At 30.5% G+C, this 12702-nt stretch carries 20 protein-coding genes; all 20 read right to left on the bottom strand.

Going from position 1 to position 12702, the window contains the following annotated elements:
- Positions 1–89: 89 nt before the first annotated feature.
- Positions 90–362: a BrnA antitoxin family protein gene (locus tag E4O07_RS04620; RefSeq protein ID WP_253687624.1), complete on the bottom strand. Its 273-nt coding sequence runs from the start codon at positions 360–362 to the stop codon at positions 90–92.
- A complete protein-coding gene (locus E4O07_RS04615) occupies positions 334–648 on the bottom strand; it encodes a BrnT family toxin (RefSeq protein ID WP_253687623.1) in 315 nt (104 codons plus the stop codon). Before E4O07_RS04615 ends, E4O07_RS04620 begins: the two co-directional genes overlap by 29 nt.
- 329 nt (positions 649–977) lie before the next feature.
- Positions 978–1787 carry a hypothetical protein gene (locus E4O07_RS04610; protein WP_253687635.1) on the bottom strand — a complete coding sequence of 270 codons (810 nt, stop codon included), beginning with the start codon at positions 1785–1787 and terminating at the stop codon, positions 978–980.
- Between the two features lie 46 nt (positions 1788–1833).
- Positions 1834–2874 carry a C45 family autoproteolytic acyltransferase/hydrolase gene (locus E4O07_RS04605; protein WP_253687634.1) on the bottom strand — a complete coding sequence of 347 codons (1041 nt, stop codon included), beginning with the start codon at positions 2872–2874 and terminating at the stop codon, positions 1834–1836.
- Between the two features lie 135 nt (positions 2875–3009).
- Positions 3010–3696, bottom strand: a complete 687-nt coding sequence (locus E4O07_RS04600; RefSeq protein ID WP_253687633.1) for a hypothetical protein — start codon at positions 3694–3696, stop codon at positions 3010–3012.
- An 84-nt stretch (positions 3697–3780) separates the two neighbouring features.
- A complete protein-coding gene (locus tag E4O07_RS04595; protein WP_253687632.1) occupies positions 3781–5223 on the bottom strand; it encodes an SEFIR domain-containing protein in 1443 nt (480 codons plus the stop codon).
- Positions 5224–5334: 111 nt separating this feature from the next.
- The gene (locus E4O07_RS04590; protein ID WP_371921951.1) at positions 5335–5625 is read right to left on the bottom strand and encodes a BrnA antitoxin family protein; all 291 of its coding nucleotides are present in this window, start codon (positions 5623–5625) and stop codon (positions 5335–5337) included.
- The gene (locus E4O07_RS04585) at positions 5567–5845 is read right to left on the bottom strand and encodes a BrnT family toxin (protein ID WP_253679545.1); all 279 of its coding nucleotides are present in this window, start codon (positions 5843–5845) and stop codon (positions 5567–5569) included. The genes E4O07_RS04590 and E4O07_RS04585 overlap by 59 nt, the downstream gene beginning before the upstream one ends.
- Before the next feature lie 166 nt (positions 5846–6011).
- A complete protein-coding gene (locus tag E4O07_RS04580; RefSeq protein WP_253687630.1) occupies positions 6012–6194 on the bottom strand; it encodes a hypothetical protein in 183 nt (60 codons plus the stop codon).
- A 159-nt stretch (positions 6195–6353) separates the two neighbouring features.
- Positions 6354–7151 carry a TM2 domain-containing protein gene (locus E4O07_RS04575; RefSeq protein ID WP_253687629.1) on the bottom strand — a complete coding sequence of 266 codons (798 nt, stop codon included), beginning with the start codon at positions 7149–7151 and terminating at the stop codon, positions 6354–6356.
- Positions 7152–7286: 135 nt separating this feature from the next.
- Positions 7287–8081 carry a chitobiase/beta-hexosaminidase C-terminal domain-containing protein gene (locus tag E4O07_RS04570; protein WP_253687628.1) on the bottom strand — a complete coding sequence of 265 codons (795 nt, stop codon included), beginning with the start codon at positions 8079–8081 and terminating at the stop codon, positions 7287–7289.
- A gap of 161 nt (positions 8082–8242) precedes the next feature.
- The gene (locus E4O07_RS04565; protein WP_253687627.1) at positions 8243–8815 is read right to left on the bottom strand and encodes an SAP domain-containing protein; all 573 of its coding nucleotides are present in this window, start codon (positions 8813–8815) and stop codon (positions 8243–8245) included.
- Positions 8812–9069: a DUF3781 domain-containing protein gene (locus E4O07_RS04560; RefSeq protein ID WP_253687626.1), complete on the bottom strand. Its 258-nt coding sequence runs from the start codon at positions 9067–9069 to the stop codon at positions 8812–8814. Before E4O07_RS04560 ends, E4O07_RS04565 begins: the two co-directional genes overlap by 4 nt.
- 122 nt (positions 9070–9191) lie before the next feature.
- Complete coding sequence (locus tag E4O07_RS04555) at positions 9192–9605, bottom strand: type II toxin-antitoxin system VapC family toxin (protein ID WP_253687594.1); 414 nt, start codon at positions 9603–9605, stop codon at positions 9192–9194.
- Between the two features lie 2 nt (positions 9606–9607).
- Positions 9608–9892, bottom strand: coding sequence for a hypothetical protein (locus E4O07_RS04550; RefSeq protein ID WP_253687625.1), 285 nt, complete (start codon positions 9890–9892; stop codon positions 9608–9610).
- A 187-nt stretch (positions 9893–10079) separates the two neighbouring features.
- Positions 10080–10397 carry a hypothetical protein gene (locus tag E4O07_RS04545; protein ID WP_253687592.1) on the bottom strand — a complete coding sequence of 106 codons (318 nt, stop codon included), beginning with the start codon at positions 10395–10397 and terminating at the stop codon, positions 10080–10082.
- 146 nt (positions 10398–10543) lie between these two features.
- A complete protein-coding gene (locus E4O07_RS04540; protein ID WP_253687624.1) occupies positions 10544–10816 on the bottom strand; it encodes a BrnA antitoxin family protein in 273 nt (90 codons plus the stop codon).
- The gene (locus tag E4O07_RS04535) at positions 10788–11102 is read right to left on the bottom strand and encodes a BrnT family toxin (protein ID WP_253687623.1); all 315 of its coding nucleotides are present in this window, start codon (positions 11100–11102) and stop codon (positions 10788–10790) included. The genes E4O07_RS04540 and E4O07_RS04535 overlap by 29 nt, the downstream gene beginning before the upstream one ends.
- A gap of 329 nt (positions 11103–11431) precedes the next feature.
- Complete coding sequence (locus E4O07_RS04530; RefSeq protein ID WP_253687622.1) at positions 11432–11614, bottom strand: hypothetical protein; 183 nt, start codon at positions 11612–11614, stop codon at positions 11432–11434.
- Positions 11615–11617: 3 nt separating this feature from the next.
- Complete coding sequence (locus tag E4O07_RS04525) at positions 11618–12382, bottom strand: hypothetical protein (RefSeq protein WP_253687621.1); 765 nt, start codon at positions 12380–12382, stop codon at positions 11618–11620.
- Between the last annotated feature and the right edge of the window lie 320 nt (positions 12383–12702).

Raw genomic sequence — 12702 nt, 5'->3', positions numbered from 1 at the left:
TTTTGCTGCCCGAAGGGCAGTCCACATAACATCCGCTTAACCTGCAAACGGGCTCAGTCCCGTTTGTCAGCGTTGAAGCGGGTGTTAGGTTAAAATCTACCTTCGAAAACAGCATCTCTAAGACATTTGTTTATTCTTGTCTGATAACCTTTACCAGTTGCCTTCATCATTGCAAGAATATCAGCATCAATTTTAAATGAAATTGATACCTTTTTTGGTGTTATGTCGAAATACTCTTTATGATACGGAACAAATTCCTGTAATTCTTCCTTTGAGAATTTCGGAGAATCTTCATCATAGGTAATAGGGAATTTCTCAATTTCTGCAATTCGTTCAGCCGTTAATTTTTTTGATGTAATCATAATAGACCTCCTTCAAATCATTATCTGCTCTTTGAGCTGAAATAATTCTAATTCGTTCACGTTCCGTAAAAGTAGTTACAAGAACCAACATTCCATTTATACAACCTATACCATTCCATCTTTCTTCATCAACAGAATGATTTTTATCATATCGGACAAGAAAATATGGATCATCAAAGACATCCGTTATCTCTTCAAACCCGAAACCATGTTTTTTACAGTTGATTTCATTCTTTTCTTCATCCCATTCAAAACGACGATTTTCACTTATAACAGTTTTACCCATAAAATATCCCTATCAAAAGTATATATTTATAAGGATATATTGTCAAGCATATGCTTAAATTATGAAAAACGAAACTTTTATTTATTTAACAAATTTCAAATAAACTCCATAGCTAACTTTTTATTTTAGCATATATTAAGCTGTTTTCATTCTTAGCAAATCTAAGAATTATATTTTCAGTTTTAGACTTTATTAATATATAAATTTCTATACAAATTAATATATTTGCAGATTAAGTACAAGTCTTTCCGCAAGCGGTTAGCTTGTCAACCTAACATTCGCTTAACCTGCATTTGCGGCTACTCCGCAATGTCAGGTTGAAGCGGGTGTTAGGTCAAATTTCTTATCTCATGTTTATAGTAATCAAGCAATTCCACAATAATCTGATTGTCCGGATGTCCGCCTCGTTTACCAAATAAGCCCATGCTATATTCAAAATATTCGTAAGGTAATATACTGGTAAAAACTTTTCTAAAAATATCCTTGTTATTACTTGTATTAATCAAAGAGTACATTGTGCTAAAAATAATCCAGAATCTTCTTTCAATTCTTTCAAGTTCTTTAATCTCTTTTTCTTTTCTTTGAACAATCTCACACTTATGATCTTTATACCAAATTTTATCTCCGACATTACAATGGATAAATTCTTTTGTTTCGTAAATATCTCCATCTAGGATTGTTGCCGATCTTTTAATAGCTTTTCCTGGATTGATAAGATGCAATTTTAATTCATTTATAAGATCGATTTTTGTGAGCATTTCATCAGTTGTTGATGAGTAATGATTTTCTACTCTAAGACTTGAATCTGTATTAAACTCTTTAATTTCTTTTAAAACCAAGGAAAAGTTAATATTCTGAATATTAAAGTCATTTGATTTAACAAATTCAGAAAACTCATCTCTTTGAAGTTTAATTGATTCCTTCTGAGCGAGAAGTGATGAATAGAAAAGGAATGCGGCGATTAATGAAACTAATGGACCAAATATTGCTGCAAATAAGGTAGCTAAAGCTGATAGCGCATCATAATTATACTTGCCAGAAAATATTGTCAACCCACTAAAAAACACGCCAATTACAAATGCAACAAACACAATTAACGATAAAACTGAAGAAACAATAATTGCTGTTTTAATATTCATTTATTCCCCTTTTCATGCCAAAGGCAATGTCAACTTGAAGTGCTTGTCAGTGTAAATCCATTTTTAATCGCTTGTCTGGCACAAACTTGCGCTTTAAAGGATGTTCTTCAGCCCTTAATATATTACCGTCAGAAATATTCATTAAGGATGCCCATATTGTAGTAAAATTCCCATCATCTGGATATTGACACATAAAGCCATACTTACCCATGAGTATATCTTTTGCATATTGAACGGCATCCGTAATTTTGTAAGCATCAAATGCTAACTTCACTGTTTTAAATCTAGCATCTGACATAAAAATATCACGATTACTTTCATCATATTTCCACATAGATTTTGAAGTAAAATGATTTACTGTTACAATATATTTACCATTTATACTACTTATCGTTGGCATTCTTTTATTGATTTTTTTCGGATGACATTCAAGCACAACCATATCTCCCAATTTATCCGCAAGCAAAATGTTACAACTTGAAGCAATAGGTAATTCCTCAATAAATTTAACGGCTTCAATTACTGTTTTACATTTTTCTAATACCAATCGAACAATAAGAACAGAATTTATTCCCGGCTTAATTTCTTCAATGATAGGTTTTACAAATGTCATAGCTGCAACCAACCCATATTCATTAATACCTTCTTCGCCATTAACAAATGAAGAAGTATTTAGAATAAAACTATTTCCATTTTCAGGTCTATAATAAATACTTTTACTGATTGGTTCCAGAAATGGGGGTAAATCATTATTTCTTGCATAGTAAACTTTTTCATCATGAATAAAAGTAAAAGCAGTACAACCTCGTATCTCAGTAGATTCATTTTCATATACATCAAGACAACACCCCATACACATTAACCAAGATGTAAATATAGCATTATCTATTCCTATTTGGTCAGTTATTCCTTTAATTTCTGCAACTATCTCTGGAAACATATCATTTAGAATTATACCACTTTCCTTTCCAAATTTCTTTTGAAATGAATCGAGATTTATCGGAAATGAAACATTACTTTGCTTTAATATAGAACCTAGTTTTTGCCCCATTGCATAATGATTGCCTTTGAATCTTGGATGATACATATTTACTCCCTAATATATCCATAATTTTACAAAAACAAATTTTAATGTCAACTAACCAAATTTTTAATACGAATCGCGCCGACAGGCGTCAACCTAACATTCGCTTAACCTGCATTTGCGGCCTTGTCCGCAATGTCAGGTTGAAGCGGGTGTTAGGTTATCTTTCTCTTCTTTATAGTATCTATTTTTAAATAACTCAAGTATTTTATTCTCATCGGTTTGAGGCTTAATTACCGTATTAAAATATGAATCTGCAAAAATTTCATCAATTGGAATTTTGAAGTTCCATTTCATTGTCATAATTGTATTTATGGCAGCGACTTCATGAATGTTTTTTGAAAACCATATCCATAAATTTACCGAATTTTTTAATTTTTTATATCTATCCATTATTTCATTTTTACAAATTTTTAGTTTTTTATTTTCTTTAATTAATTCATCAATAACTACATTTAATTTTTCGATTGCATCTAAATGCATTATAAACCCAGAAAAATCTTCTACAAAATCCATATATTTTAAATCAATATAAACTTGGTATAAATTACCTTCAATAATTTCAATATTTTCTTCTAAAGTTGATTTGAAAAAGGAAATAAACTGCGACTCTTCATAATCTCTTTTGAGACCATAACTGCCTCGAAATTGAGTTTTTGCCATAAACCAAATTTCAGCCATAGGTAATATTTTTAAATGCACTTTTTTGAAATACTCAGACTTCTTTTTCGTTGAGACCATTACTTTTGACATAGAGTAAGTCAGTAAAACACCAATAATTATTCCTATGACTCCAATTAATGCTCCAATTATTGTTGAATCCATATTTTCTCCTTTTTGTGGGAAATCGTTCTGTTAATATCTACTTCAAGTTTCACGTCAAAAACTTGAAGTAGATATTAGGCATAATTATTTAGTTCCCCATAATTTTTGATCTATTAATGATGTCAACTTTGGAATTCTATTATAATAATCGGTATATACTTTATCATAAAGGAAATAGCCATTATCTATTTTTTCCTTCAGAAGAGCCAAATTATCAATACCAAAAACAGTAAGAACTCTCTTCGATTTATCTTTATAAATAAGGTTGATAAGGAATGTTAGTTTGCATTCTCCTAAATACACAGTAAAACGTGGAAAATATTGATTATATTTAGATGTAAATGTACGATAGTAATGTAAGACCAAGTCTGCTTCTATGATATCTGAGAAATATAAACTGGGAAAAACTCGATTTTTTAGTATTTCAACAACAGGTTGTAAAAAATTTTTACCAGTAATTGATTGAAAATATTCTGGTATTATATGTAAGCTTTCGAATTTATCATAAATGGTTTCAATATTTTTTTCTAGCCCACCATACATCCAATTTGTAGCATTATCTTTTATCAAAACGTTACTTAAAAATTTATTTGCAAGATCATACCTATTAAATTTTAATAGAATAGCCATTGAACTTATTATAAGTTCATAAAAAAATAATGCATAATTATCGTATTGCCCCAGTGTCCATGATGAATTATTTTTTTTAGTATTTGGTCTATAAAATTTTTCAATATTTCTAAAAAATTGAAAAAACTCATCGAAAGTTTCTATACTTTCATCATATATGGCTATGTTTTTTAATACATTTAATAAGCTATTTTTAACAGGAGTCATTGCAGTAAATGAATCAAGTGCAACCTTTCCAAAATCACTCTGACCATCATATTCTTCAGTAATTTCTGCATTAACTAACTCGCTTTGTATTGCTTCTATATAGTCTCTTGTTTTTATGATCTTCCTTTTATCATTTTTTTCAATAGAAGCAATTAATTCTCTCTCTTTGATATTTATATTTGATATATTTTCTCTATCTTCAAAAATCCATAAAGGTGCAGTTCCAAGCTTAGGTTTTTGAAACTGAGGACGTTTATAAATTGATCTAAGTAGTTCTTCATACCGATACTCATAATTTTCATTTTCTGATAAATCAATGTAAATTCTATTATTAAGATATATCGGTAGGTACGCATTTCCATTATCGTCTTTTTCAATTACGATAGGAATAAACTTAGTTTGGTCGACTTTATTATACAAATCTGAACTAATAATCTGTGCTTCAGTTCCTACTCCACCTTTCCTCTCATCGGATTTTTGTTTGTATTCTCGATTAAGCATTATCAGTACATGGTCGATACTACTATCTTGAATCATCTGTTCCATAAATGCATATTTATCCTGACCAGCAGAAAGATTCCACTTGTCAATAATTGTTTCAACTCCATCAGACATTAATCTTTCAGCCAGTAGTAATATTTTTGAGGTGTACTCAGGATTTGTCCAAGCGTATGATATAAATACTTTCATACTTTATCTCCTTTGCGCCAAAGGCGTCAACCTAACATTCGCTTAACCTGCATTTGCGGCTCCGTCCGCAATGTCAGGTTGAAGCGGGTGTTAGGTTTATTTTTATAATTATCAAATAGTATAACTATATCTTTCAGCATATTTGCTTAATATTTCATTTATCATTGTTTGATATTTTACATTATTTTTCTTTGCTGAAGCTTTAAAAAATGCAATACTTTCACTATCCAGCGTTATCGTAATTTTTACTTTTTCAGATTTTCTTATTAATCTGTCCGGTGGTGGTAGAAAATCATCAATCCTTTCCGATAACAATATTGACTCAGCTACTTGTTTAGGAGCATCACTGTATTCTATTTTCTTCTTCATATCTTCTTTTTCCTTCTCGCCAATATCCGGCACCTATTATCCTAATATTCTCATTACGTAAGGTAAAACGCACCGTCAATATTTTGTCTTCAACTTTACCAAGACAAAAATATCTTTTCTCTTTATCCGAATGTCTTTCATCATATAATATAACTCTATTTTTATCAAAAAAAGCTTCCTGAGCTTCTTCAAATGAAACACCATGTTTTCTTATATTTATTTGATTTTTATTCTTATCCCATTCAAATGTCATAATATATTATACATACTTTTTGCAATATTTTCAATACATATATTTTTATTTTATATAAAAAAATATTTTATATAGTTATACTGCCACTTTTTGACTTTAATTTATCTTAAAATCAAAAAAGTGGCAGAAATAATTAAATTTTAAAAAATATTATAATCTTCTAAAATTAATCACGAAACTTAAAATAATTACTCAAATCTCTCCCATATTTTTCTCTAGTTGCTTTAGAAATATCAAAGACTGTTGGTCTTTGATCGCCACGGGTTGTAAATTCAATCTTTTCACCCTTATTCCGCCATTTTTTTCCATCATAAAAATCTTGATTTGCAAACATTTCCCAAAATGCCATACTTGGCCTCCTATAAATTTATTTTTAGATCGAAATAAATGTTATAGGCCGGTTCCGCACAAGTCTTTCCGCAAGCGATTAGCTTGTCAACCTAACATTCGCTTAACCTGCATTTGCGGCTACTCCGCAATGTCAGGTTGAAGCGAGTGTTAGGACAATCTACCAAGTTCTCACTAACTTTTTCTCAGAATCTTTCATTCTTCCAAGAGCTGCAAGAATGAAATCTATGCTATTTACCAGCACTGACATACCTACAAAACCTACTAATAATATAATAAGCACACTTCTATCTACAAGAAGAAGTGAATACCAATAGCGAAAAACGAAGAAAAATTCCGTAATAGTAATCAATCCCAGTAATAATTTTCCAATACCTATTACCGTTCGTCCTATATAAAATCTATCAATTCCTAAAAAACCTAAAAATGCAGAATAAAGTATTAAAGAAGTTCTACTTTTTCGTGAAATGTTTTCATCATTTTTTATCTCTAAATATCGGCTTTCGTTTTTTACAATCATACTACCCGCTGATAAAATAAAAGAAATATTTCTTATCAGAATAAATATATATAAAATGGAATTTTGTGCAGAATTAAATGCAGAAAAAAAGGCAAGGTAATTTACCCCTTTCTTTGACATAGCGATAAATGAGGTAGAAGCCGAAAAAGGATTATCAAATATTATTGTTATGAGAATATAAAAATAAAGTATTAGAATTCCATAAACTCTTTCATTTGAATTACTTTTTAAACAGAAAATTCCCAGTAAAAATAAAAAAATAAAATTCTTAATAATTTCTTGCCATGGAACAATAAATATATCTTTATACTCATCTAAGGATGAGAAATATATTCCAGCAATACTTTTTTGAAAAAAGATTAAAAGAATTATTGCAATAATTAAACTTAATTCTACCCAAAATGCAATTAATCCTGTAACTTTTGAAAACTTATTCATTAATTCTCCTGAAATTTTGCACGCCTTTAGGCGTGTCGTCCTAACATTCGCTTAACCTGCTTTGCGGCTACTCCGCAATGTCAGGTTGAAGCGGGTGTTAGGTTATGTTTGTAATTTCTTTTATATATCAATCACTTACCCACCAACAGAACAACATATACATTTATGATAATTATCACTCATACAATCTATTTTGTATAAATCTCCTGTCCACAAAGTACCTTTCCAATTTCCTTGAGATTCAAAAATATTATTTTGAAAAATATCCGTAGTACCAATCATATCCATAAAATTATTCTGATTGTAACTATCGAATGTAATTATACCTTCACCTGGTATCCCATCACCTGATAGCCTATTACCATCATCAAGGTCTAATATGAAATGTTGTTTCAAAAAATTAGGCCCGGAATGGTCATCTAAGGCTTCATAGATTATATAAATACCAGCTAACCCATCACCTGCAAAAAGTGTTTTGAATTCCGACTGAGTTTTTCCATATGGAGTATTTATCTTTAGACTTGAAACTTTACTTGATGCATTATCTTTAAATGCTTTTACACGGATTTCCGAAATAGTTATGATTTCAAATGGGTTAGTATATTTCAAACTCTGCTTCGTCGGAACCGTTCCATCTAATGTATAATAAAATGAAACATCACTATCAGCACAGGAAAAAGAAACTATTGTTCCCGTTCCCAATTCATCAAGTCTGTAAATATCACAGCCCCACCCTGCTTCTAGTAGTTCATTACAATATGTTTTTACTTCAGAAGGTGCTGTTTTATAAGATACTGTAATTTCAGGCAACGATAAATTCTCAGTATTTTCCATACCAATACTTGCATTTATCGCATCATGATTTTCCAATTTACATCCTATAAACAATAATGCTACAAGACTACATACCTTAACAAAATATAATTTCATAAAATCCTCCTATGATTTTATAAATTTATTTTTTGGTCGAAATAAATGTTATAGGTCGGTTCCGCACCTGCCTGCCGTAGGCAGGTCAACCTAACATTCGCTTAACCTGCTTTGCGGCTCGTCCGTAATGTCAGGTTGAAGCGGGTGTTAGATGAAATTTTCTATGTATTTTTATTCTTTTTCCATGTTATATAATCTTTTTTTGCCTTCATATCTTTTAGCCTATTCCATGCTTGCAAAGCATCTTCTCGTGTTGCATTTTTTTCATTTGCTAAATAATCGCTTATAAAGTTATTAAATTTACAGGACGGGATTTGCGGAAGTTTTCCTTCAGTTTTATTTAAACGAATATATTCACAAATGACATCATTATATGTTATTTTTTTGCAATTAGAAAGTTTATTTTCAATCCAGCGATTAAGCCAATATTTCGCCCCTGATTTTGGTTTTAATCCTCGAACTCGTCTATCCATTTCACTATTTATGAATTCCCATGTTTCTTTTTTGTTGCTAAAATTTTCAACATAACTATGATTATTCAATATGTCCTTATTCCGGCTTTTACTCTGATAACTATTCTTTTTGTTTACAGTTCCTGTTTCCAAAAATCGAATAATAATGTCTTCAAGCTGATCCTTTCGTACTTTTGTGTGAAAAGGAATTTCAAGTAATTTTGCTAATGCTTTGAGTTCACTCATGTACCAATATTTATTCTCGAATTCTTTTATTGTCATATAGCTTTTTTCTTATGAGCTGTAATTATTGTATAACTGTATGCATTAACAGTTATCACAATATCCTCAATACTTATATACCAATTTTTTCCTTTTCTGATTATTGAACTTCTCTTATCAAGAATTTTATTTTTACACCACTCAACAACATCTTGGGTATTTAAATCAAGATTGCGTTTTATTTGCTCAATACCCATTTCAGTTGTATGAATTTTTTCTGAATTTTTACACAGAATTTCCGAATTATGTTCCATAATGATTTTATATCCGCATATTATTTTCTTCTGCATGCGACAGCATGTCCATCTAACATTCGCTTAACCTGCTTTGCGGCTCGTCCGCAATGTCAGGTTGAAGCGAGTGTTAGGTATTATTTCTATTTTAGATTTAAGAAATCTTCCGGACTAATTATTTTGACAGGAGAATTCCTAAATCCATTTTCACCATCTCGTGTAATGATATAATCCAGATTTGCATTTCCCGAGCATTTCATTTGAAGTGCATCTTCCAAATCATTCCAGTCTGCATTGTCTACAAAAGCAAGAAAATCTTCTTTTCTTTCTGATAAAATTGTAAAAAAATTACAAAGTAGTTTTATTATACTTTTCCTGCTTTCAATATTATGAGATTTTCTGGAAATAAAGAATACATCGGAAATTGAATGAGCTGTAATAAAACCGGCGTGTTTTTTACAAATACAATCTTTAAAAATTTGATTTGATGCATCAAAGAATTGTTTTCTATTTTGAACAATATCAAGAATAATATTTGTATCAATTAATATTTTCATACTTATGATTCATATTTTTTAGAAAAATACTCTGATTTGGCATCTTCAATAGTTATATCTGAAGAAACACAACCTGTAATTTGTTTCAATAAATCCATTCCTGCTTCAGTTGAGAGTTTATCTTTCTCTTTAGATTTTATGACACTTATTTTGTAATCCAGTAAATCAAAAAAATCAGAAACATCTGAAAGAAATTCAACAGGAATGGATTCAAGTCTTTTTTCCAAAACTTCATATGGAACTTGATAAGATTGTTTTTTTGATAGATTTATCATTGCATCAGACATATTTCCCTCCTTTTTCCATTATAATACATTCATAATGAATTTTATGGCAACCTCTAAAAACTAAAGTTTTTAAAGGTTGCACTTTGGTTTAATTTACTACATATTTTATATGCCATTTATAAATAAAAGCTGATAAAATACCCACTAGTCATCTGTAAAAATCTAACCTGAGTTTTTAACTATGACCTTATCTTTTAGAGAGTTCTTCTCTAAGTTTTCTGTTTTCCTCTTCCAATTTCTTTTTATTTTTTATGGATTTCGCAATTCCATACCCTGCAGCTCCTAATCCAACTGCAGCTGCTACGGGGGCAGCCGCAACAAGAGCAATTCCTCCCAACATTGAACCGCCTACTGCAGCTAATCCTGATGTTATTGCAGCTGCTCCTGCTCCAGTACCTGCTGCCGTGATTGCAGCCCCAGCTCCTGCTATTGCACCTCCAGCACCCAATGCGGCTCCAGTACCTGCTGCAAGTTTTTCAGCAAGTTTATCATCTTCTTTCTCCATCACAATCTCCTATAAATTTATTTTTAGATCGAAATAAATGTTATAGGTCGGTTCCGCACCTGCCTGCCTTTAGGCAGGTCAACCTAACATTCGCTTAACCTGCATTTGCGGCTTGTCCGCAATGTCAGGTTGAAGCGGGTGTTAGGTTAAAATCTACCTTCGAAAACAGCATCTCTAAGACATTTGTTTATTCTTGTCTGATAACCTTTACCAGTTGCCTTCATCATTGCAAGAATATCAGCATCAATTTTAAATGAAATTGATACCTTTTTTGGTGTTATGTCGAAATACTCTTTATGATACGGAACAAATTCCTGTAATTCTTCCTTTGAGAATTTCGGAGAATCTTCATCATAGGTAATAGGGAATTTCTCAATTTCTGCAATTCGTTCAGCCGTTAATTTTTTTGATGTAATCATAATAGACCTCCTTCAAATCATTATCTGCTCTTTGAGCTGAAATAATTCTAATTCGTTCACGTTCCGTAAAAGTAGTTACAAGAACCAACATTCCATTTATACAACCTATACCATTCCATCTTTCTTCATCAACAGAATGATTTTTATCATATCGGACAAGAAAATATGGATCATCAAAGACATCCGTTATCTCTTCAAACCCGAAACCATGTTTTTTACAGTTGATTTCATTCTTTTCTTCATCCCATTCAAAACGACGATTTTCACTTATAACAGTTTTACCCATAAAATATCCCTATCAAAAGTATATATTTATAAGGATATATTGTCAAGCATATGCTTAAATTATGAAAAACGAAACTTTTATTTATTTAACAAATTTCAAATAAACTCCATAGCTAACTTTTTATTTTAGCATATATTAAGCTGTTTTCATTCTTAGCAAATCTAAGAATTATATTTTCAGTTTTAGACTTTATTAATATATAAATTTCTATACAAATTAATATATTTGCAGATTAAGTACAAGTCTTTCCGCAAGCGGTTAGCTTGTCAACCTAACTACCGCTTGACCTGCATTTGCGGCTCGTCCGCAATGTCAGGTTGAAGCGGGTGTTAGCTGTTACCTCTTTCTTCGTTAGAAATTTTTTTTCCTTTTTTATCTTGTATATAATCGTCAAAAGGATTATAATCTTCTCTAACCATCTTTAACTGAGGTCTCTCAGGTTTTTTCGCGGCATTCTCAATTTTTCCAGTTCCATTATTCTTGTTATTTTCATTTTCTTTTTGATTTTTCATTTTTCACTCCTTAAAATTATTATTTATTAACTCTTGTTCTTTAAAACAAGTATCTTCAAAATTAGTTACAGTTATAGCGTCTATTGCCTTATATCCATTCTTTTGCTCAATCGGAATAGGAATTTCATTTTCAATGACAATTGGATTTTGTATTTGGATAGGAATTTTATTATCAACAGAGAAAACTATAGGTCTATCCGAATTTATTTTTACGACTGGAGAAACTGTTTCTGGTAACAGAAATCTAAGAAAAAATGTGAAAGAAAATAATGCAATATTAATAATAATTGACATAATTAGATTTCGATATGTTTTTATTTTTTTTTCATTATTTTTTATATTTTTTTGACTTCCCTTTACATAAAAATCGTATAATGTTTCTATAAGCTCATTTTCTACTAATCTATCTATTTGTTCTGCTATGAAACCATTTTTTTTATGATACTCATACAATTGTCTTTGATAATTATGCATAACGCTAGGATCTTGAATATACGCATAATCATATCCGATTTGATGCATGACAAAAAAATATATACAGACTGCCAATATTATTATTGATACTAGTAAAAAAGAATAAAATATTATTAATAGGCATGCATTGCTATCTGCCGGTGGAATGTTTTTAAAAAAATAAGTCAAGCAAGCAAATAAAATAGATATTAATCCTAGCGGGATAGAAATCATACCATTCAATTGGTTTTTTCGTTCTTGTTCATATTCGTACCTTTCTTTTGCATATGTATATAGGAAATCATCTTTTGTCATTTTAAATCCTCCAATAGCATCGCAGTGTGCTGTCCAGCTAACGTGCAGTTAAGCTGCAAAACGTACCGGCGTTTAGCCGGCCGCTCTTCAGAGCGGATTTTGTCAGTCTTGAACTGCGTGTTAGATTTTTAATATAGTACATACAGAATAATAAAATACCAACCCTCAAAATTCATACAATAAATCCTATGTTTTATGTTTCTTTACTTCATCACTATTTTCTTAGCAATTATTTCTTAGATAACCTCATTATACATAGGCAATTATTTTATCATTAATCTTATTTTTTGTCTTTTGATAGCCCACTAAAATTGAACTAT

It is taken from the genome of Treponema sp. OMZ 798 (genome assembly GCF_024181385.1).
GTDB lineage: Bacteria > Spirochaetota > Spirochaetia > Treponematales > Treponemataceae > Treponema_B.
The sequence above is the reverse complement of the archived record's forward strand: the minus strand, read 5'-3'. Positions and strand labels throughout refer to the sequence as shown.

Coding starts and splice junctions, on each gene's coding strand:
- E4O07_RS04545 (WP_253687592.1), bottom strand. CDS start 10,397: ATGGAGAAAGAAGATGATAAACTTGCTGAAAAACTTGCAGCAGGTACT.
- E4O07_RS04620 (WP_253687624.1), bottom strand. CDS start 362: ATGATTACATCAAAAAAATTAACGGCTGAACGAATTGCAGAAATTGAG.
- E4O07_RS04535 (WP_253687623.1), bottom strand. CDS start 11,102: ATGGGTAAAACTGTTATAAGTGAAAATCGTCGTTTTGAATGGGATGAA.
- E4O07_RS04595 (WP_253687632.1), bottom strand. CDS start 5,223: ATGAAAGTATTTATATCATACGCTTGGACAAATCCTGAGTACACCTCA.
- E4O07_RS04570 (WP_253687628.1), bottom strand. CDS start 8,081: ATGAAATTATATTTTGTTAAGGTATGTAGTCTTGTAGCATTATTGTTT.
- E4O07_RS04605 (WP_253687634.1), bottom strand. CDS start 2,874: ATGTATCATCCAAGATTCAAAGGCAATCATTATGCAATGGGGCAAAAA.
- E4O07_RS04525 (WP_253687621.1), bottom strand. CDS start 12,382: ATGACAAAAGATGATTTCCTATATACATATGCAAAAGAAAGGTACGAA.
- E4O07_RS04575 (WP_253687629.1), bottom strand. CDS start 7,151: ATGAATAAGTTTTCAAAAGTTACAGGATTAATTGCATTTTGGGTAGAA.
- E4O07_RS04615 (WP_253687623.1), bottom strand. CDS start 648: ATGGGTAAAACTGTTATAAGTGAAAATCGTCGTTTTGAATGGGATGAA.
- E4O07_RS04585 (WP_253679545.1), bottom strand. CDS start 5,845: ATGACATTTGAATGGGATAAGAATAAAAATCAAATAAATATAAGAAAA.
- E4O07_RS04610 (WP_253687635.1), bottom strand. CDS start 1,787: ATGAATATTAAAACAGCAATTATTGTTTCTTCAGTTTTATCGTTAATT.
- E4O07_RS04555 (WP_253687594.1), bottom strand. CDS start 9,605: ATGAAAATATTAATTGATACAAATATTATTCTTGATATTGTTCAAAAT.
- E4O07_RS04565 (WP_253687627.1), bottom strand. CDS start 8,815: ATGACAATAAAAGAATTCGAGAATAAATATTGGTACATGAGTGAACTC.
- E4O07_RS04540 (WP_253687624.1), bottom strand. CDS start 10,816: ATGATTACATCAAAAAAATTAACGGCTGAACGAATTGCAGAAATTGAG.
- E4O07_RS04580 (WP_253687630.1), bottom strand. CDS start 6,194: ATGGCATTTTGGGAAATGTTTGCAAATCAAGATTTTTATGATGGAAAA.
- E4O07_RS04550 (WP_253687625.1), bottom strand. CDS start 9,892: ATGTCTGATGCAATGATAAATCTATCAAAAAAACAATCTTATCAAGTT.
- E4O07_RS04530 (WP_253687622.1), bottom strand. CDS start 11,614: ATGAAAAATCAAAAAGAAAATGAAAATAACAAGAATAATGGAACTGGA.
- E4O07_RS04600 (WP_253687633.1), bottom strand. CDS start 3,696: ATGGATTCAACAATAATTGGAGCATTAATTGGAGTCATAGGAATAATT.
- E4O07_RS04560 (WP_253687626.1), bottom strand. CDS start 9,069: ATGGAACATAATTCGGAAATTCTGTGTAAAAATTCAGAAAAAATTCAT.